Source organism: Paenibacillus sp. JDR-2, assembly GCF_000023585.1.
Lineage (GTDB): Bacteria > Bacillota > Bacilli > Paenibacillales > Paenibacillaceae > Pristimantibacillus.
In genome coordinates, this window is sequence record NC_012914.1 from 4,182,050 (window position 1) to 4,201,757 (window position 19,708).

Below are 19,708 nucleotides of genomic sequence, written 5' to 3' on the forward strand. Positions count from 1 at the left end.
TGAATTAGTGGCCATCGTCTTGCAAGCGCTTACGATTCCAAGTGTACGTTCGGAGGCCGAGGTACGCCTATGCTCTACTTTTCATCTGCATTGTATTTTCATAAGATTTCGGCACAAGCAAAAAACTAGTCAGTTGGATCTTAAAACCGATCAGTACTCGATTAATAAAGGAAAAGACAGTCTCATGGAGACTGTCTGGCTATTCATTCAAGCTAATGGCATCCGGTACAATGGTCTCCCGGTATTTCCCCGGCGTAATTCCCTCAAGCTTTTTGAATCCCCGGATAAAAACAACATCATTGTTATAGCCGACCAGCTGCGCAATTTGAGCGATCGTCAGATCCTTATTGTCCATCAGCTGTTTTGCCGCCTTCATCCGCTTCTGGGTAATGTAGTCGATCAGGTTTTGCCCCTGATTTTTCTTAAAGAATGTAGAGATATACGGCGGGGTCATCCGAAAATGCTCGGCTATCATCGCAAGCCCCAGACTGGAATCGCCAAGCATCTGCTCCACATAGGCAAGTATGTCCTGAAGCAGCTGGGTGCGATGATCGGACCGCTCCACGTTGAATGACCGGGTAAGCGTATCATACAGTTCCTTTGTTTTGCACTGCATGCCCTCTGCCGTTGTATAGGTAAATACGGCTTTTATCGGATCGAAGTCCTCGCCAAGCTCTTCCAGCTGATTCATATTGGTCGAGTTCATGATTTTCAGGAAGGTGCTGATAATATTGAAGAACAGACATTTCCCCATCTCCGGCGTGAAGTGGCTGGACGAGAAATTCATTTCGTAGATTTTGTCCAGCAGCTTGCCGGCATTGTCGGTATCCCCGCTTCTCACGAAGTTCGTCAGCTGAATCTCGATTTCAAGCGGATAGTAGTAATGCTGTTTCGTGCTGGCAAGGTCCTGGAAATAAATAATCGCGTTTTTGCCTAAAATCAGCCTGTATTCCAACGCGGCCAGCGCTTCCGGATAAGAGTTCCGGATCGCTTTCGGGCCTTCGTGGACGCCTCCGGCCGCGATCGTTATTCCGATTTTGAATTTCTTCGAAAGAACTTCGTATAGGGACTGTACGATATCGTGTATGACGACTTCCTCGTTCCTCCGCTCCTTATCCAGATTAATCAGGAACGCAAGCCTGTCCCGCTCGAGCTCCACAACATATCCCTTCTGCGGAGTGCCGATTAGATCGATGCCAATGTTGGAAACGACAAACCTAGCCCTTGCCCACTTCTCTTCATCCTCGTCGGAGAAAAGATGCACATCCTCGATTTTCACCAGAAACACGGCAAACCGGTCGCTAATAAAGTTCAAATTCATGAAATGCAGGGACTCTTCACTCTCGGAGGACAGATCCACATCCATATAGCCGTGCAGCAGGCGGGACAAGTAATTCGCGCGTATGAACGGTGTCTGCCTGGTCAGCGTGTTCCGCAAATGCTTCTCTTCGTGAATAGATCCCTCAAATGTCTGCCTTATGAACTCGTATTCATTGTTGAAGGAGCGTCCGTTAATGGCTTTGCCGCGCATGATCGCGTGTATGGTGGCATGCAGCGGCTTATAGCTGCGGTATACCCCCGCTACAACCGCAAGAAGGCCGGCGATTAGGCATAAGAGAAATAATCCAAGCGACCAGCTTTGAATCTGGTTAACCTGCTTCATAAACACGTTATTCGGGGTAATCGATACATAGCGGAAGCCCGCTTTCTGGGAGCTTACGAACGATACCATCTGATCCACTCCGCCCATCTTGTAAGCAAAAGGGACATTGGTCTGATCCATTCGCTTCAGCAGATCCGCCGGGAACAACGCAGAGCCGGTGCTCATAATCGTCTGCCCGTTGTTATCGATAATATAGATGTCGCTGTTGCTGGCCGATTCAAGCTGGGCGAACATAGCTTTGATTTCATTCACATCGATCAGAACGATAAAATTCCCCATACGATCCGACGGTGAGCTGACGGGCAGCGTTTGCTCGTACACGATGACGTCGCCCGGAATGACCTCAAGACTTGCGAGCGGATTTAGTCCGCGGGAGAGGGGAGTAACAGGCAGGTATGCCGATTGATGCGTGCTTTCCAGCATTCCGGTTTTCCACTGCTCGTAGGATTGATCTTTAAAGGTATAATTCGTTTCGTAAAACGTATGCGAATCCGTCAGCTGATCGGATTTGATAATCGTATCGCTTCGCGAGAAATAGACGAAATAATCAAAAATGAAGCTGCTGGTCATATTTCGGTAACGAGCCAGCTTGTCCCTCATAAATTCGACGAACTGATACCGGTCCGCGCTGCTTGGATGTCCTTGTATCTTCAACATGTAATCCAGCTTGGGATCAAACACAACCTGACGTGCCAATAAATCGACTTCCGACAATTTATTGTCGAGCGTCAGCCTTAGCTGCTCCAGCATCGCTTCATTGGACCGGTTCGTGCTTTTCTCGAGGCTGTTCTCAACCTTGGCATACAGAAACACACCCATTGCAAGAGGAATTAATAGAATAAAAAGATTGGAGATAATCATCGTCTGGAGCGCATGGCTTCGGTTGCGGAATAATCTTTTATGAATCGGCAGATGCAAGCTAATCACGTCCCATCCTGAAGTGATCTTATGGATGCTATACTTCCGAAGCTGATATGCGTGAGGAATAATAACTTACATATTCGCTTGATTTCCAAAAAGCTCCTCTAAATTCGGCCAGAAATTAGCCAGCGCATACAAAAAAGCCGGCTCCCTAAAGATGGAACCGGCTTCTTTTGGCTTTAATAGACGGATTTTTTGTGACAGCTTGAATGTTGACGTCTGGATACCTGCTGCGTATGTGCTCTTTTGCGTCTATTATGCTGCATGCCATCACCATGTCAAAATAAGTTACTCCAAACCCATCTTCATGTTCCACGGTATACTCATGCATTACAAATGGAATAAGAGTCATATCTTCAACTCCGATCAGGAATTTTCAATAATCTACTCGATATTTCTGCTCCAGAATAGAATATTTGTTATTTACAGACAATCGTTTAGGACGAATTCCGATTACCTCAAACTCATCTAATTCATTAGAGATTTGTTTAATGGTCAGTTGCGTAACACGATTAACAACCTCCTCGTCAATCTCTACGGTTTCCATTTCATCCGCCAATACTACCTTTATAGGAATAGAAACAGATTTCATGCTTCGTTGTTTTTGCCAATCCATATATACAATATCAACGGTTATTGCTTGATCACCGCAAACAATTGTGTTCGTAGTATAGATTTCCATCATAAGATCATCCGTTTTTGTAAGTACGATTGTACCTGCCTCATCTTCGTTGTGATTATTTAGGTTTGGCAAACGAGATATACCTTCTGGCATACCAACATTTATTTGAATATCTGTAATCTCAGACTGATCAGCTTCAGCCAATCGAATCCATAGATGATTCAGTCCCTCCTCATTCTCCATCATCGATTTTGCAAGCTTATATTCGATAATCAACCCCGATCTCCCCTTAAAAGCATTGAAACGGATTCAATGACTTTTTGTTTTATCTCCGCCGATATACGCGGACTCAAGGTAATCGCAACATCTTCCGTGATTTGGTGCGTTTCGCTCTCCAAAATACGTCCAGGATTAAAAAGATTAATCTGGTCGCCGATTTTTTCTATTTCCTCTATGGTGAGATTGCTTAACTTTTCTTGAATTGCCGCCAGTGTTTCACCCGTTCTACTTAAGGTGATGATCGCTCTAAGGTATTGTATATGCTTATTTGTATACACTCGTTTATTCCCCACTAACTCAAGAGGCGGGAGTATCCCGATTTGCGTGTAATAACGCACTGTTCTAAGATTCATTTTGGCGTCATCTTGCTGAATGATCTCAGTGACTTGTTTCGCGGTAAAAGTATCCATCGTCCCCTCCAGCACATTAAGGTGTTAGCATGTCACTAATGTGTTTCAGTTACAGTATACTGCAACTGAAACACTGCTGTCAAAGGGCAAATCATACAAAAAAAATCCGCTATGATAGCGGATTTAAACAAGACAATATAAAAATTCCTAATTATGCAAATGGATTATGCCCATCATTCCTTATCAGCCCATGGCTGCCGAATCGATACGACAGTCTCGCCGGATCTAATCGCCTGTTCAATCAGCAATCCGATATATTGATCCTGGGAAGCATCCGGAAGACCATAAAATCCTGGCCCTCCTTCTGCATATACCGCCATCTTCTTCAAACAGACCGCAATAGCTATTTCATCATCATAAAGCCGAGCAGGCATGTACGGGTTTTCGTATACCCATCGTTCTCCAGCCATAATTCCTTTAAGGAAATAACCTTCCGCGTTCTCGTACTCGCCTTTGTTGATTCGCTTTAATTCCATTTGAATCTGCGTACAGGAGGAATCCTGTATGCTAATCCGATTATCGAATATTTCGCCCCGCTCCCCCCGCACGCATAAATGATTCGAACGGGTCCATGAACGATGTTGATCCTTAGTGAAATCGTAAATCCCAAGCTTACCGCCAAAATCCAACCAAGCTAAATCTCTTTCCGATTTGATTAATTTATCTTCCGTAGGCGGACCGCTTCTATTCGGCCCGGCGACCCAATCCGATTCAAACCTCATTCCCTTAATACGGACCTCTTCAAAGCGCACTCCTAACAATTTCCGAATTAAACTTACCGCATGATAGAAATGCGAGATTGATACCGTTACTTGATTAACATTGCCTAGCTGACCGGACATAATAATCTTATGCCTTGCTTCCTGTATCGGATGATACTGGTATTGTTCAGCCACTTGAATTCGCGCACCTTGACGGGTAAGCTTCTCGTGCAGCTGCAATAAGCCTTCCAGATCAGATGCGGGAGGTGTTTCGGTAAGTACCGGAATCCCCCGTTCTGACAGCTGCAGCATATAATCGATAGCGGCGGATGCATGAATCGATAGTACAACAAAGTCCGGTTGTTCAACTGACAAAAGCTGATCCAGTGTCCGGTAAGTCGTTACTTTCCATAACTCTTCCATTTCTCTACCCTTGGCTTCATCACGAATGACCATACCGCTAACTCGAAAGCGTTCCGGCAGTGCCTGTGCAATTCTTAGATAATACTGCGCGCGAAAGCTCCCGCCGCCTATTATGCTGAATGTTATTGATTTTCCCATCAGTTCACTTACACCGCCTTCTACTTGAAATCATGCAACGGCAACCTAGCATTCTCTCCTTCTTCGCTTTGAGCTTATTCAACTAAAACGCAAGCTGCTATTAAAAGTTGCGATATCTAGTGAATCGAGATAGTCGAAACATGCAATAATTTACATATTTTTGTAGAAGAATGAAAGTGAATAGGCTATAATTCCCTTGTATGAAATTATCTATTTTGGAAGAGGGATGCTTCATGAGAATTTCAATATCTAAGTTATCAGCGCTTCTCCTGCTGTTGTGTTTATCCATATTCACGATGCAGGTCACAGTGACTGCTGCTGAAGGGGAAGATTCGGATACTCCTTCGGTAACGGATATTTCCGTCAAAGTATCGAATAGCAAGCTTAATGTCGGTCAGTCCACCGATTTTTCGATCAGAATCCAATATGGCAACGGCATCGTTTCTACTAACAAGAGCAGTGCCCGCATCACGATTGACAAGCCGCATATCCTCAAGTTTTTGGATAATGGCAAGATTAAAGCGACTGCCGTAGGAGAAGCATCGATTAATGTCGAAGCCGGCGGTGTAAAGCGGTCTTTGAAAATCAGCGCCAGCGCGTCCGAGCCTATGTCAGGGGCTAAGGTAATCAAAGGCGTAACGTATCTGCCTCTAATGCCGGTCATTAAAGCTTTGGGCGGAACCGTGAATTATGATGCCCCTTCCAAAAGCTACGGAATTCAAATCGGGAAGACGAAGATTGCCATCACGAGAGATACCGCAAAAGCGAAAGTAGACGGCAAAGCCATCGTCATGAAAGGCGCTCCGATCGTGGATAAGGGACAGACGCTATTCACGTCCGATCTTCTCGTAAAAGCATTGGGCGCCAGCTTGCAATGGGATGCCGCGAACTATCGTATAACGATTTCGCTTGGCTCAGGGAAGCTTATCGTTAATGCCGAGAAGCCGAAACCTGCCAATACGACCGGCATGTACGAGGTCGCCGCAACCGGTGAAATGGCCGGATGGAAAATCTTAAAGGGTCATCCATACGAAAAGTCGATACGCATTTATTTTAAGTATGACGGACAATATCTGTCGGTCATGACCGAAGACATTCGTAAGGTCAATCTAAATCAGAAAGTGACTTGGACAGACGAGAATGGCAATAAGCATGTGAACACTGTCGGCGAGATCTATGACCTCTTTAGTTACAGCAATGCTTATACGGACGAGTGGCTGTACGCGAGATTCGGCAATTTATACGCGGATTGGCTCGCTTCAACATCCATCAATGCGGATCAGCTCGTTACGGAGTATCTCACGGACACGGGTCAGATGGAGACACCGCAATACACTACCACGTTGGGTCCTAACACGGAAGTGATCAAATAATCGACCTATTCAATAATATCGGTTCTTTCGTAACACCTCCCAGAAGAGCCTGTAAGCCACTCGTTTGAGTCGCTTGCCGGCTCTTTTTGATCTTAAAACTTATTTGTTGTCGACAAAAGACATGACTTTAGTCCTATGTTTTTTGCATATTATACTTACATTTAGAAAGTGCTCATGCTATACTACCACTATTAACTATAAAAATTTACCAATATAGGAGGATATTTTTGAATAATAACAGCATCATGTTAAACTACACGAGGTATACGTTACATCTGGATAACGAACTGACCAACACGGCTGCCGGCATTTTATACTCCATTAAGGGTTGCGAGGTTCTGCAAGTCAGTTACGAAGCAATTGAGGCGGGGCAGACCCAAGAGGACAATGCAAAAACGTTTTTTGGTTTGATCGATTTTCGTATCGTGAATAACCATATAAGTCTGGAAAGGATTCTAGAAATTTTAAACCAAGAGCTCCTAACCTCATTTGAATTAAAGGATCAATAAAATAAAAGATGCCGTTCGCCTTCCCTATGGAAAGCAAACGGCATTAATACTATCCCTCATATCCCTTATCCTTCTTCCATTCCGTCTAGTACAAGGATCCAGTCCCCGCCTCTTCCGCTTGTAGGAGGTCGGAAATGAACTTCTCCGTTGTTCGGATACTCTCCCGCATCCTTCCAGTTCCCCGTACGGGGATCAAACCAGGAAGCTTTGACGGAAGAACCGCGGATTTTCCCCATTGCGACATGAAAAGGAATGCCGTTTGGAGAGTAGACCATGGCATAATTTTCTCCGCGCGTAGCGGTCATACGGTTAGCTCCGCTGTAATTTTCCGCGATCAAGCTTTGGTCGGGGACTCTGGCAAGAAACGGACGCGATTCTATTAAGCAACGCAAATGGGTCATTTGTTCCGCTCCAGGCCGCCCGATGGCATCCTTCCAGGTCATAACGAAATAAGTATCCGGCTCAGTTGTCATCGACCAGACGGAATGGTGTCCGTAGGTATGCCCGAACGCTCCCGCAAATACGGCATGATAAGCGGCATTACGAACGTCAGCGGCGTCAAAATAACCGTTTTCCGCTTTAAAGTTAATCGGATGATCCTCGTAACACGGTTCCCCGTCCACCACCGGTTTTACCGGCTCGCGGTTGTAATCGGCAGCTACCTTGTCAAAATTCGTGCGGATCCATTCGTGGTGACCGGATTGGATCATATTAAAAGCGAGCCAAGGCTCGTTATGCATATGCAAAGAAGAGGAATGATTGCCTGGAGGGTGGAAAGTCATAAGATGCGTCCCTCCGTCGCCTTCCCGAAGACCTTCCGCCATGGAACAAATAATGTCGAAGTGCTCCCGGGTATGCTGCGGACGATCGCCGCCAAGCACCCAGAACAAATTATTTCTGTCCTTGTATCTTTCTCCGAGCCATTTGCCGTATTGCCGGGCATTCTCGGAATTAAACACCTCTGGCCCCTTGCCCCACATTTGATTGTATTTATCTCCCCAAGTTGGCAAGAAGGCGATATATAGTCCTTGCGCTGCTGCCTGATCAACAATATAGTCCACGTGATGCCAATAGCTGTAGTCCCCGTCCAGATCCGGAAGCAGCGGATCATAGCAGCCTTCTTTATTTTTCTTCAGCGGGAGCCGGCCGTAAACATTACCCGTCGTAAGTCCCTCGTGCTCTGCTAGTGCTACTGCCTGAATAACGGTAAACTTGCGTTCCGCGCGATTGCGAAGATACAGATCGGCATCCTCCCGGCTAAGCCTATGAAACAGCTCCCAAGCCGTATCCGCCAGCCAAAAGAAGGGGGAATCGTCTTCGTGTACGAGAAAACGCTTGCTATCGCTCACTTTAATACGCTGCATGCGATGGGTCACGATATAGCACTCTCCTTAGTGATTGGATCAAGTCAGCCGGTAGACTGACTGCGCGCTTTTATACAAAATCCATTCCTGCTCTTCTTCCGTTAAACCGCATGTCTTGACCTTGGCTAATTCTGTGCCCGCGTTGTCCGCGTGATCGGTTCCAAACAGAAACCGGTGAGCTCCGAATTGCTGCGACCAGTGCCGCAAATTAAAGCCGGAGGTCCAAGTAACGTCGGCATAAAGATTAGAGGCCGCCTTAAGCGCGATCGATGTTTCACCAGCCATGATCATCATGCCGCAGTGGGCCATCACAATCTTCGCATCCGGAAAGGCCAGTGCCGGTTCGATCAGATTCGTCGGGTTGGCAAACGGTATTCCCGCTCCGGTATGCACCATGACCGGTACGTCTAGTTCGCTCGCAAGCGCAAATACTTTCATGCCGTCGCGCCCTCCCGGATGTACGGCATGGGCAAACGTATGAATCTTAATGCCAACAAACCCAAGCTCTTCAACGCACCGCCTGACTTCCTCTTCATAGACCGCGTCTTTTAAATGGGGGTTCGGATTAGCCATTCCGTAGAACTTCCCCGGATACATTCTGGCTGCTTGGGCAATCCGGTCATGCTGCTCCCGCACCGTCTCGATATCGTGGCAGGAAGCAGGCTGCAGAATGGTTTTCGTTACGCCGTAAATCTCATGCTTCTCCAGTTGCTCTTCCCATGTAAAATCCTCGTCAAATACATAGTCCCATCCCAAATGGGCATGGACGTCAATAATCACGGGCTTTTCCTCCCCATTATCACCGGCACGTGCTTAGCAGCGCTCTCGTACACGCCAAAGACCATGCTTAAGGTGATCAGGTTATCGCTGCCTTCAGTCTCAAATACAGATCCGCTCCGTACGCATTCCAAAAAGTGAGATTGCAGCCTGATATGGCTTTCCTCATGATCCAATTCCGTGCTTTCCGCTAGAATCCGTTCACTCGATCCATCTTTGCTGACTATTGAGATTTTGCCCGTTGTGTACATTTTGAGCGTTGCCTCCGAGCCATCGACGATCAGCTGCTCCAAATGTACGGGTCCTACCTCCGTGCCGAGCGGACGATCCAACCTCTGCCTTGTAGCCCAGCTGGCATCAAGATAGCCGTAAAAATGATCATATCCCATAATGACGATGCCGGAATCTTCGCCGGTTATATAAGGGCTGACACGCTGAATCTCCGCATAAAGCCGCTCCGGCGTACCGAATAGAAAACGCCAAGTATCAAACCAATGAGCTCCCATCTCGAAAAACAGCAGCTTCGGCATATCCCTGAAAAATGGCTGAGGCAAAATCGTGCCGGGTTCCATCCTAGGCGTATAGTAATCGGTGTGTATGTATCTCGCAGTATGCAGCGTACCCAGTGTACCGGTCTCAATTACGTTTTTAATCAGCCGGAAAGGCTGAAGCCATCTCCAGTTTTCCGTCACCATCAGCCTCACGCCGGCTTCTTTAGTAATCCTTACCATTTCCTCGGCTTCCTTCATGGAAGTCGCAAACGGCTTCTGGCATAAAATATGCTTTCCGCTGGCAGCCGCGCGCCGTACAAGTTCCAGATGAGTATCCGGCCCCGTTACGATATCCACGATATCGATATCCGCTTTCTCCAGCATTTCAGATAGGCTGCTATACAACTGGTTACTCGATACGCCAAATGCAGCTGCCTTCTCCTTCAATCGCTCTTCATTCGGGTCGCAAAGGGCTGCGACCTCTGCGCCGGGAATGCTGCGCCATGCCTTTAAATGCTTCTCCGACCACCAACCGGCTCCTACCAATCCAATTTTCCAGACCGTCATATCAGGAATCCTTGAACTGGAGGGTACTCAGTTTCTCGGGATGAAGCATGACATCTACCTGCTCATATACGCTTTCCGGTCGGAATAACGCTTTCCATCCTTCTTTGATCATGGCCTTGCGTCCGTATTCAATGGCAACCAGGCAAGCGTCTGAAAACGGATTCACTTTTTCAAACACGATCCCTAACTGAATATGGATATGCCCTAATAGAAAATCTTTGGCAGCCTCATAGGGAACGCCGCGGTTTACGGCTTCCTCTAGCGCCTCGCCTAATACCGTAACCATCATCGAACTTATCGTCTCAGTCATGGTAGGCTCAAGTATGGCCATCTGTTCCACCGTAATTCGGTGAGATCTCATGACGGGTGCGAACATTTCCTGTGCAAGGCTCTCCCCCAAAGCATAGTGAGCTTCTGGCCCTTGCATCAAAGCACACACAACGGCCTGTTTGGCCGCCACCCCGCCAAAGAAATCCCTCTTTGCCTCCAGCGTATTTCGTCATTAAACACCGGCGGATGACAAGGATGAGCAACAAAGTAAGAAATATCGCTTCGGGAAGGCAGCTCTCCCAGAAAGGCTGCTGCCGGATCCAATAACAAGAGCAACGCCCCCGCCTTCATAAGAGGAACAACCGCCGCGGATATCTGTCCGATAGCAACATCAGGCACCGCGAGAATAATGACATCCGCATCCGGAACGGCTTCCTCCTGCCTGACCGGTACAATCCCGCGCTCGGCCAAGCGTTCTATTCCTTTACTGCCAATCTCAACGTAGGAAACGAAGTGATCCCCTTTTCTCATGTTGTCCGTTATTCTGCATCCCATTTTTCCTCCTGCACCAATCAGTGCGATTTGAGCCAAAGCAAGCACCTCCAAAGACATTTACTTCGCAATTGGAATGTATTTCTACGGTCAGACTAACATACAAATTTCTCGCACACAATATGTATACAATATAAAGTTTATTGTATACAATATAGTTTGCAATGTCTTCTTAACCGATTATTCTTTAATATAATCACTCGCTTTCGAAGTAGAATTGCCACCAAGAGCATGCGGCAATTCTTAGCAGATGCTTTCGAAGTAGAATTGCCACCAAGAGCATGCGGCAATTCTTAGCAGATGCTTTCGAAGTAGAATTGCCACCAAGAGCATGCGGCAATTCTTTTAGGAGGGGTAAAATGAAGCTTGGAATCAGCACCTATTCTTTGACATGGTCGATAGGAGTACCCGGTTATCCCGCTCCCCCTCAGCCTATAGGCGTTTTTGATTTGCTGGATATCGCGCGCGCATACCGCATAAAGCTTGTCCAAATTGCCGATAACTTCCCTCTCCATCTACTGAAAGATACAGAATTGATATCTATTAAGGAATACGCTGATTCTATGGGAATCGAGATTGAGATCGGTACCAGGGGAACGGATCCGGATCATCTTCTTGTGTATTTGCGCATCGCCAATTTACTTGGCGCTTCTCTTTGCCGCACGTTGATTGTGGAGGAAAATTTGACAAATCCTGTACGGGAGCTTAAAGCGGTCTTGCCCCTCTTTGAACAATCCGGAGTGCGAATTGCCGTCGAAAATCACGGTCTTCATACCACGAAGCAGCTGGCCTCCCTTTTTGTTGACATTAATAGCCCGTTTCTAGGCTGCTGCCTCGATACCGTCAATTCTTTTAGCGCGCTAGACAGCCCTCAAACCGTAATTCAGGATCTCTCACCTTATGTGATTAATCTCCATTTGAAAGATTTCGATATTACCAGAGTGGATCATCAAATGGGCTTTATGGTTTTGGGCAAACCCGCAGGGTATGGTAAATTGGATATAGATGGACTTTTGCAGACCGTACGAGATAGTCATAGAGACTCAAATGTTATTCTCGAGCTATGGACTCCTTTTACCGAAACGGTTGAACAAACTGTAGCTTTGGAACGCCAATGGCTGGAAGAGAGTCTTCACTATTTGCAAACGAATCATTTTTCGGAATAGGAGAATATCATAATGTCTGGTGTTACTTTAAAAGAAAAGGCCTTTATTCATCTTCGCAAACTCATTCTAGATGGCGAGCTCAAGCCCGGAGAAGTATTGACTGAACGAATGTTAGTCGAAATGCTCGAGATGAGCCGCACCCCTATAAGAGCTGCTTTGGAGAGACTGGATGCCGAAGGGCTTGCCAATTATACCCCCAACAAAGGATTAGTCGTTGCCGAACTGTCTCTTCGCAAAGCGATTGATTTATACGATTACCGGATCGCGATGGAATGTTTTGTCGTCCGCAAGCTGGCTGCCATGGAGCTGGAAAACAGTGATATCAACTGGTTTGAACAGAATTTACGGGATCAGCAGCTGTACGTCGATGCGAGCGATTACGGCCTTTTTACGGATGCAGATTCGCAATTTCACCGCAAGCTAGTCGAGATTTACGCCAACTCGGAAATCATTCAAGCGATGGAGCGGCTGCAGGATCAGCTGTACCGGATTGCTATCGGCGTTCTTCGCAAGGACCGGACAAGAATCGGCGTCTCCTTTAACGATCATCAGCGGATATTCCAATTCATTCAGGAAGGCGATTCGGAAAAAGCCAGCCAAGCGATGGAGGAGCATCTGGAGTTCGGCAAACGGATTTTAATTATGTAAGCAAGCTAAGGGGTTGTTGCACGATGATTAGAGCTAACGGAGATAAACAGTTCCTGCCTTTATACGAAGCGCTGGCGAGCGAAGTCAGGTGGAGAATTATGGAGCTGCTAGCCGAAAAGGAAATGAACACCAAAGATATTGCCGGTCGCATGCAGCTTAGCCCGTCCATTATAACGATGCATATCCGCAAGCTTGAACAAGCCGGGCTTATTGGCAGCCGCAGAGTCCGCCGGAATGGCGGAACCCATAAATTATGCTTTCTGACGGAAAGGCATATCGGGATTGACTTGCCTTTCGCAAGCAAGCCCAGGGAATTCAGAGAGCAATCTATCCCAGTGGGACATTATACCGCCTTTGAAGTCCATCCGACCTGCGGGCTTGGAACCCGCGAGATGGAGATTGGCGTCTGGGACGATCCCCGCTATTTTCTCGATCCGGAACGGGTGAATGCCTCAATTCTTTGGTTTGGTAAAGGATACGTGGAGTACAAAACGCCTAACTATTTGCAGCCCGAACAATCCGTCAGCGTCTTGGAAATCTCAATGGAAATCGCTTCGGAAGCACCCGGTCTCAGCGATCATTGGCCTTCCGACATTGCTTTCGCTTTTAACGGGATTGACCTGGGAACCTGGACAAGTCCGGCTGACTTCGGCAGGGCCGCACGCGGCAAATATACACCGGATTGGTGGCATCGCAACGTGAATCAATACGGGTTATGGAAGACGATCCGCGTGGATACGAAGGGCACCTTTATGGATAACGAGCAAATGTCGGACGTAACTGTAGCCGATCTTCGGTTGGCTGAGCCATTTTGGACGCTTCGTTTTACGGTAGACGAAGACAGTCCACATGTTGGCGGATTAACGCTGTACGGCGCAGGCTTTGGCAATCACGATAAGGATATCGTTATCCGTGTTTATCCCGAGGACGAGTAATTAAATTCACATGAATATGAATTCAACTAAAATAGTTCGCCGCTTCCCTCTTACACCATTGAATGCATGGTGCTTATGTTGTTTAATTTCCTTATTGGCGCCAGTCCAACATTAGACGAATTAGAGGTAGCGATATGAAATTCAACAACCCGGTTATTAAAGGCTTTTACCCCGACCCAAGCGTATGCAAAGTTGGAGACACCTATTATCTGGTATGCAGCTCCATGCAGTATTTCCCCGGCGTTCCGCTGTTCGAAAGCAAAGATCTCGTGAATTGGCATCAGATCGGCCATTGCCTGACCAGAAAAAGCCAGATTCAGCTCGAAAAAGTGAACAGCTCCGGCGGCGTTTTTGCCCCTACGCTCCGTAACCACGACGGACGCTTCTACATGACAACCACCAATGATACCACCCGTCAGAACTTCTATGTGTGGACGGATGACATTTACGGAGAATGGTCCGAACCGGTCTATGTCGATCAAGGAGGGATTGACCCGGATTTATTTTTCGAAGACGGAAAGGCCTATTTCATGAGCAACGGATCAGATGATTTCGGAGTTGGCGGGATCGTACAATGTCAAATCGACATTGCAACCGGACGCAAGCTGACTCCAAGCCGCACGATTTGGCAAGGTACGGGAGGACGTTTCCTTGAAGCTCCCCATATGTACAATATTAAAGGTCTGTACTATCTGGTAGCGGCCGAGGGCGGTACCGAATTTGGGCATATGGTTACTTACGCGCGCAGCGAATCCTTACATGGCCCCTTTGAAGCTTATCCCCTCAATCCGGTCCTAACCAATCGCAATTTAGGCGGTTATGAAGTGCAGGCTGTTGGCCATGGAGACCTGATTCAGGATCCTGACGGGAATTGGTGGATGCTTCATCTAGGCTTCCGCCAAAGCGGCCAATGGCTCGCCTACCATCATCTTGGACGGGAAGTCTTCCTTACGCCGGTTACCTTCGAAGAAGATGGTTGGTTTACGGCTGGCCACAACGGCACTACCCTGAGCAGCTTTGAAAACGCGTTAATTCCGGATCATGTTGTTCAGACCGAGAAGACAAGCTTCACGTTTGAAAATACGGACTGGAGCAAGGAGTGGTGTTATCTCCGCACTCCGGAGCAGGACAACTATACGCTTGAGCGGAACAAGCTGACGCTTAAAGGTACGGAAATTTCCCTGGATCAGGCAGACTCCCCGACCTTTATCGGCATTCGTCAAAAGGACTTTATCGCGGATATCTCCTGCGATATCTCCTTAATCAGCGGCGAAGCCGGCCTAACCCTCTATATGGATGAGAATCATCATTATGATTTCGCCATCCGGAAGATTGAAGACGGGTACAAAGTGATTCAACGCTTGAATATCGGCGATATTAAATCAATCGTACATGATGTGAATTTGAAGCAATTTAATCAGGCGTCGCTGCTCATCAAAGCAAGCCATACCCGCTACAGCTTCCATATCGTTACGGACAGCGGACTGATTGACTTGGGATCAGCCCAGTCGAAGTATCTCTCTTCGGAAGTTGCCGGAGGATTTACTGGCGTTATTATCGGGCTGTATGCCCATGGCCATAACTCTCACGCAGAATTCTCGAACTTCAAATGCGAGTATCTTCCTAATCCTTAATAAACAAAGAGCTGTGAGCAGGTATGCCCAAAATCCTCTAAAAAAGCATAAGTTAGAAAAAACGTAAAATAGCGGAGTAAGGGTAGCCCCTACTCCGCTATTTTTAAACGTTAATGATTATGCGAGCTATTTCTTCAGCGAGCTGACTCAGGTTTATTCAAGCCATTTAATTGTAAGTCATCCAAACCGTGCTTCCTACAACTTCAAACTGCTGTTTGTACCAAAAGTTCTGTGATTTATCAAGCGAATAGACATACATCTTTTTATTTGGATATTTCGCTTTCAGCCAATTCATGAAGTACGCTGCATACCCTTTTCCTTCATGTTCCTTCAGCACATCCAAAGCTTCGATAAAAATAAAGTTCGTCTCGTTCTTGATATCAATATAGAAATCCTTCTCCAGATATCTTTCATCCGGGTGAAAATAATCCTTTTCCGCCTTTTGAATCAATTGGTTGCCCTGCGCGTATTCCCGCACGACTCCGTATCCAACCATTTCGTCATCATGCTCAATCGTATAAATCACTTCGGGTAATTCCGAAGGATCCTTCCGGCTTAATTCCCCGGCATGATAACCCGAGCTTAACTCGCTTAACAGGTTTTGCATTTCTTTATCGAACGGCTTTGTTATAATTGAAGGCATCTGTATCTCCCTTTTGCTGTTTCATCGTTATATCAGAGTATAGCACGAAGCGACTGTAGTCAAATCCTATCTGTACATCAAGACAAAAATCCCGATCAATCATGATCGGGATTTTTGTCGGTCTCTTATACGGCTTTTTGACCCACCGTTTTTAATTTAGGCGCGCTCGTCCCTCTTCTTACGAGCAGGAAGTAGGCGAGCATAGCCGCAATACTTGTGATTAAAATAATGATCCCAAGCGGAACAGCCGTATCTTCACCGGCAATGCCAACAAGCGGAGCAACAACCGCACCAAGCAGGAACGGAACAACGCCAAGCAGCGCAGCCGCGCTGCCCGCCTGATTAGCCTGACTCTCCATAGCAAGCGGGAATGCTGCCGTTGAGGTAATGCCAATCGAGGCCACAAAGATAAACAACGGAATAACAAGCGTAAATAGCGGTCCGTGAACAAGCGTTACCACTACAACGATCATGCTTGCCAATAAAGCAAGGCAAAGACCGAATAACAACAAGCTGCGTTCAGATACGCGATGCGCCAGACGTCCGACGATCTGGGAACCGATGATCAGGCTGACCCCGTTCGATCCGAACAGAAGAGCAAATACGGTTGGCGATACTCCGTAAATATTTTGATAAATAAACGGTGTTCCCGATACATAAGCAAACACCCCGGCGATCATAATGCCTTGTGCCAGCATATAACCGACAAACTGGCGATCCCTTAACAGCGAACCATAGTTGCGCAGCTGCTGCCCGAAATTCGAAGGACTGCGGCGGTCGACCGGCAGCGTTTCTTTGAGGCTCCATTTTGTGACGGACAGCAGGTAGATGCCAAGTACCGCCAAGAAGATAAAGACTCCAATCCAGGAGGTAACCGACAACACACCGCTTCCGGCAACAGGCGCCACGAGAGGCCCTAAATTGCCCACAAGCAAGAGCAGCGAGAAAAACTTGGTCAGCTCGTGACCGCTGTACAGATCGCGTACGATCGCGCGGGAAATGACAATGCCGGCCGAAGCGGCAACGCCTTGAATAAAGCGGAATAGGATCAAAAGAACGATATTCGGCGAGAATGCGCATGCCAATGAGGATGCCACATAAAAGGCCATTGAAATAAGCAGCGGAATACGTCTGCCATAGACATCGCTTAGCGAACCCATCACAAGCTGGCCGATGCCAAGTCCAAGCAAGCAGGCTGTGAGACTGAACTGAACGAGTGAAGCCGAAGAGCCAAGCTGTTCCACAATCTCCGGGAACGCCGGCAGATACATATCAATCGTAAACGGGCCTAGCGTCGAAAATAACCCTAACAGCAAGGCTTGCCGAATGAAATTCGATTTTTTGTTTGCATTCATTGCGAATAAGAATCTCCTATCTCCCTAGTCTGTTTTCTCTATTTGTGTCAAATGTGATTATACAACCCGGAGTTCACTCCAAGTCAAGAAAAATAAATGTAAAACAATAAGCTTGCACGCAAAGAAACTCCCCGCCTGAGGAGTTTCTCCAATGAGATGTCCTATGCTTGATAAATGATGCGGTAAGGCTTCCCCGCCTCTACGGTTACTTCATAGGTGTTATTCCCGATGGCTTTAACTTCGGCGTCCGAGCATTCGGGTATACGGTAGCTTACAAAGGTCAACACGCCAGAGCCGCTTGTGCTTTCCACTTGAATGCTGGATAGATCCATCTTAACCGTGATCTGCCCCTCACCGATCGGAATAGTCCCTTGCATATGCTGCAGCCCGCCCAAGTTCGGCTGTATGCGGTAGGTTTCATAGCCGGGCGACGCCGGGGTGATGCCAAGATAATATTTTCCAATCAGATAGATCGGACCCGCCCCCCAGGCATGGCATAGACTTTTGCCAAATGGCATGCCATACATGCCGTAATGCTGATCATCGGCAAGCGAAGGGTCGTACTCCTCCCAGAAGGATGTAGCCCCCAGATCCATCATGCCGCCCCAATAGGACAGCATCTCCTTGCGCACGACATCATGTTCGCCGCTGTCGCATAACACGGCTAATTCATGGAACCGCATATAAGGAGTCCGAATCTGCGGAACTTCAGGATTCAGCATCACCTGACGGATCACGCTTGAACGTTGTTCTTCCGACAAATATCCGTAGGTCATCGCAAACATATTGGCATGCTTTGTGAGCACCGGCTTAGTCTCCCCATCTACGCGGTGATGCAGCAGCCCGCCTCTTTCGTTATCCCAGAATAAGGCTAACGTCTTTTCTTTAAGCTCTGCCGCCAAGCGACCGTAATTAGAGGATGCCTCTATCTCGCCAATCTGGCCTGAGAACGCCCTCATCGCTTCCAGACTCCGGGCCAATAAAATCTGCAGGGTGCTTACCGCACCCGTATTGTTCAAATCCGCCCAATCCACGAATACCCAATCCTGCGGCCGTCCTTCGATAAATCCTTCTTCATTTCGCTGGTGTAAGCAAAATTCCATCAAGGTTACGGCACGGTCATAATTTTGGCGGATGAAGGAGAAATCTCCTGTATACAGATAATAGTCGTATAAAGATATGAACCAATAGAGCGAGTAATCCACAATCGTATTGAGGTGCATGGTTAGCGGGTCTTTCCCTCTCAAAGCTACAAGCGTCCGGCGCGTAACATCCAGATCGAAAAAGCTGTAGTAGTTCATCAGGAACGCCTGGTAAGCGTCCCCGGACCAGACCCAGCGGTCCCGCTTGATCCCGTCCAGGAAAAATTCGCGCGTATTCAAGTGCAGCGTATACAGCGACATTTTATAAATGTCGTTTAGTCTTGAATCCGAGCATTCGAACGTGCTTCTGTACTGAACCGGCACATATTCGTAGAGCATCGATACCCGTTCCCACGTTACATCCGGATCGGCGTGAATCCACGCATACCGGAACGCCTTCGGCTCCTCCAGCGTGAATACGCCATCCTCTTCCAACACTCTTGCTTCCTCTGCTTCGAAAGCATCCAAGGTCACGCATTCCTCCGGCGAAAGAGCCTCTGCAATTGATTCTCCGAAATAGACGTTTACGAAACCGTTGCCCCTCAGATTATGAAAACGAAGATAGCCGAAGGTTTCTTTGCAAAAATCAAGAAGCGGATAGCCTTCTTGATCGATAACCGAGACAGGTTCTTGAGGCGTAACCGCCAATCTGAAGGCGGACGGTCTATTTTCCGGGGCATCAAAATTCCAGAGACCTGCTGGCAGCCAGTCATTCTGATAGGAAGTCACTTCCCAGGAGGAATCGGATTGAATGGAGTCCCCCGCAACATAAAGCGCCGGCATTTCCTTATCGTTAAACACGCTGACCGAAATTTCATGGCGCCCTGCGGGAAGCGTTATCGTTGAACGGTTGGAGCGGTAATTATCTTTGCCGTCCAGGTAGAGGGAAAAGACGCCTTCCGCCGCAATCGTAATTTCTTCTTCATGCTCCAGCTCATAGGCATAACGGAATTTAATATTGGAATAATGCCGGTCAAGCCGCCAATAAGCAGGATAAGCAACCCCTCGCGCGGTACGCTTTGCCGACATTTTCTCATGCAGCCGAATCTCGAAATCTCCGGGATACCAGATCCAGGTAGCCTTTTTCTTATCTTGTGAAACCATCGGTTAGCTTGCCCCTTTCGA

18 protein-coding genes are annotated in these 19,708 nt (G+C 47.4%); 6 read left to right on the plus strand and 12 right to left on the minus strand.

Features of this window, described 5'->3' with window-relative positions; genetic code table 11:
- Positions 1-199: 199 nt before the first annotated feature.
- The 4 genes from PJDR2_RS18425 to PJDR2_RS18445 form a co-directional block, all read right to left on the minus strand.
- Positions 200-2,590 carry a helix-turn-helix domain-containing protein gene (locus PJDR2_RS18425; protein ID WP_015845230.1) on the minus strand — a complete coding sequence of 797 codons (2,391 nt, stop codon included), beginning with the start codon at positions 2,588-2,590 and terminating at the stop codon, positions 200-202.
- A gap of 370 nt (positions 2,591-2,960) precedes the next feature.
- Positions 2,961-3,482 carry a hypothetical protein gene (locus PJDR2_RS31980; RefSeq protein WP_015845232.1) on the minus strand — a complete coding sequence of 174 codons (522 nt, stop codon included), beginning with the start codon at positions 3,480-3,482 and terminating at the stop codon, positions 2,961-2,963.
- On the minus strand, positions 3,479-3,895 hold the full coding sequence (locus tag PJDR2_RS18440; protein WP_015845233.1) for a MerR family transcriptional regulator: 417 nt from the start codon (positions 3,893-3,895) through the stop codon (positions 3,479-3,481). The genes PJDR2_RS31980 and PJDR2_RS18440 overlap by 4 nt, the downstream gene beginning before the upstream one ends.
- Before the next feature lie 173 nt (positions 3,896-4,068).
- Entirely contained in the window at positions 4,069-5,157 is a 1,089-nt protein-coding gene (locus tag PJDR2_RS18445; RefSeq protein ID WP_015845234.1) for a Gfo/Idh/MocA family protein, read from the minus strand.
- Positions 5,158-5,390: 233 nt separating this feature from the next.
- Here PJDR2_RS18445 and PJDR2_RS18450 point away from each other — a divergent pair, with 233 nt between their 5' ends.
- On the plus strand, positions 5,391-6,530 hold the full coding sequence (locus tag PJDR2_RS18450) for a copper amine oxidase N-terminal domain-containing protein (protein ID WP_015845235.1): 1,140 nt from the start codon (positions 5,391-5,393) through the stop codon (positions 6,528-6,530).
- A gap of 227 nt (positions 6,531-6,757) precedes the next feature.
- The gene (locus tag PJDR2_RS18455) at positions 6,758-7,039 is read left to right on the plus strand and encodes a hypothetical protein (protein WP_015845236.1); all 282 of its coding nucleotides are present in this window, start codon (positions 6,758-6,760) and stop codon (positions 7,037-7,039) included.
- Between the two features lie 65 nt (positions 7,040-7,104).
- Here the strand turns inward: PJDR2_RS18455 and PJDR2_RS18460 are convergent, their stop codons facing one another.
- From PJDR2_RS18460 to PJDR2_RS33555, 5 genes are read right to left on the minus strand one after another with little or no spacing between them, the layout of a single operon-like run.
- Entirely contained in the window at positions 7,105-8,415 is a 1,311-nt protein-coding gene (locus PJDR2_RS18460; protein ID WP_015845237.1) for a glycoside hydrolase family 140 protein, read from the minus strand.
- A 27-nt stretch (positions 8,416-8,442) separates the two neighbouring features.
- Positions 8,443-9,183, minus strand: coding sequence for an amidohydrolase family protein (locus PJDR2_RS18465; protein ID WP_015845238.1), 741 nt, complete (start codon positions 9,181-9,183; stop codon positions 8,443-8,445).
- Entirely contained in the window at positions 9,180-10,238 is a 1,059-nt protein-coding gene (locus PJDR2_RS18470; RefSeq protein ID WP_015845239.1) for a Gfo/Idh/MocA family protein, read from the minus strand. Before PJDR2_RS18470 ends, PJDR2_RS18465 begins: the two co-directional genes overlap by 4 nt.
- 1 nt (position 10,239) lies before the next feature.
- On the minus strand, positions 10,240-10,698 hold the full coding sequence (locus PJDR2_RS33550) for a phosphogluconate dehydrogenase C-terminal domain-containing protein (RefSeq protein WP_322597420.1): 459 nt from the start codon (positions 10,696-10,698) through the stop codon (positions 10,240-10,242).
- Complete coding sequence (locus PJDR2_RS33555) at positions 10,665-11,099, minus strand: NAD(P)-binding domain-containing protein (RefSeq protein ID WP_265525059.1); 435 nt, start codon at positions 11,097-11,099, stop codon at positions 10,665-10,667. The genes PJDR2_RS33550 and PJDR2_RS33555 overlap by 34 nt, the downstream gene beginning before the upstream one ends.
- A gap of 320 nt (positions 11,100-11,419) precedes the next feature.
- Here PJDR2_RS33555 and PJDR2_RS18480 point away from each other — a divergent pair, with 320 nt between their 5' ends.
- The 4 genes from PJDR2_RS18480 (at position 11,420) to PJDR2_RS18495 (ending at position 15,443) form a co-directional block, all read left to right on the plus strand.
- Positions 11,420-12,226: a sugar phosphate isomerase/epimerase family protein gene (locus PJDR2_RS18480; protein ID WP_015845240.1), complete on the plus strand. Its 807-nt coding sequence runs from the start codon at positions 11,420-11,422 to the stop codon at positions 12,224-12,226.
- A 12-nt stretch (positions 12,227-12,238) separates the two neighbouring features.
- Positions 12,239-12,874, plus strand: coding sequence for a GntR family transcriptional regulator (locus tag PJDR2_RS18485; RefSeq protein ID WP_015845241.1), 636 nt, complete (start codon positions 12,239-12,241; stop codon positions 12,872-12,874).
- Between the two features lie 23 nt (positions 12,875-12,897).
- Positions 12,898-13,809, plus strand: a complete 912-nt coding sequence (locus PJDR2_RS18490) for an ArsR/SmtB family transcription factor (protein ID WP_015845242.1) — start codon at positions 12,898-12,900, stop codon at positions 13,807-13,809.
- 134 nt (positions 13,810-13,943) lie between these two features.
- Positions 13,944-15,443 carry a glycoside hydrolase family 43 protein gene (locus tag PJDR2_RS18495; protein WP_015845243.1) on the plus strand — a complete coding sequence of 500 codons (1,500 nt, stop codon included), beginning with the start codon at positions 13,944-13,946 and terminating at the stop codon, positions 15,441-15,443.
- 166 nt (positions 15,444-15,609) lie between these two features.
- On the opposite strand, the gene PJDR2_RS18500 is transcribed toward PJDR2_RS18495, so the two are convergent.
- The 3 genes from PJDR2_RS18500 to PJDR2_RS18510 all read right to left on the minus strand — a co-directional run bounded on the left by PJDR2_RS18500 (position 15,610) and on the right by PJDR2_RS18510 (position 19,687).
- Positions 15,610-16,086: a GNAT family N-acetyltransferase gene (locus PJDR2_RS18500; protein ID WP_015845244.1), complete on the minus strand. Its 477-nt coding sequence runs from the start codon at positions 16,084-16,086 to the stop codon at positions 15,610-15,612.
- Positions 16,087-16,211: 125 nt separating this feature from the next.
- Positions 16,212-17,441, minus strand: a complete 1,230-nt coding sequence (locus PJDR2_RS18505) for a multidrug effflux MFS transporter (RefSeq protein ID WP_015845245.1) — start codon at positions 17,439-17,441, stop codon at positions 16,212-16,214.
- 161 nt (positions 17,442-17,602) lie between these two features.
- Complete coding sequence (locus PJDR2_RS18510; protein ID WP_015845246.1) at positions 17,603-19,687, minus strand: amylo-alpha-1,6-glucosidase; 2,085 nt, start codon at positions 19,685-19,687, stop codon at positions 17,603-17,605.
- Between the last annotated feature and the right edge of the window lie 21 nt (positions 19,688-19,708).

What these genes read in the sequence shown, in the direction of transcription:
- PJDR2_RS18440 (WP_015845233.1), bottom strand. Translation starts at nt 3,895, where the DNA reads ATGGATACTTTTACCGCGAAACAAGTCACTGAGATCATTCAGCAAGAT.
- PJDR2_RS18445 (WP_015845234.1), bottom strand. Translation starts at nt 5,157, where the DNA reads ATGGGAAAATCAATAACATTCAGCATAATAGGCGGCGGGAGCTTTCGC.
- PJDR2_RS18450 (WP_015845235.1), top strand. Translation starts at nt 5,391, where the DNA reads ATGAGAATTTCAATATCTAAGTTATCAGCGCTTCTCCTGCTGTTGTGT.
- PJDR2_RS18470 (WP_015845239.1), bottom strand. Translation starts at nt 10,238, where the DNA reads ATGACGGTCTGGAAAATTGGATTGGTAGGAGCCGGTTGGTGGTCGGAG.
- PJDR2_RS18480 (WP_015845240.1), top strand. Translation starts at nt 11,420, where the DNA reads ATGAAGCTTGGAATCAGCACCTATTCTTTGACATGGTCGATAGGAGTA.
- PJDR2_RS18485 (WP_015845241.1), top strand. Translation starts at nt 12,239, where the DNA reads ATGTCTGGTGTTACTTTAAAAGAAAAGGCCTTTATTCATCTTCGCAAA.
- PJDR2_RS18490 (WP_015845242.1), top strand. Translation starts at nt 12,898, where the DNA reads ATGATTAGAGCTAACGGAGATAAACAGTTCCTGCCTTTATACGAAGCG.
- PJDR2_RS18495 (WP_015845243.1), top strand. Translation starts at nt 13,944, where the DNA reads ATGAAATTCAACAACCCGGTTATTAAAGGCTTTTACCCCGACCCAAGC.
- PJDR2_RS18500 (WP_015845244.1), bottom strand. Translation starts at nt 16,086, where the DNA reads ATGCCTTCAATTATAACAAAGCCGTTCGATAAAGAAATGCAAAACCTG.
- PJDR2_RS18505 (WP_015845245.1), bottom strand. Translation starts at nt 17,441, where the DNA reads ATGAATGCAAACAAAAAATCGAATTTCATTCGGCAAGCCTTGCTGTTA.
- PJDR2_RS18510 (WP_015845246.1), bottom strand. Translation starts at nt 19,687, where the DNA reads ATGGTTTCACAAGATAAGAAAAAGGCTACCTGGATCTGGTATCCCGGA.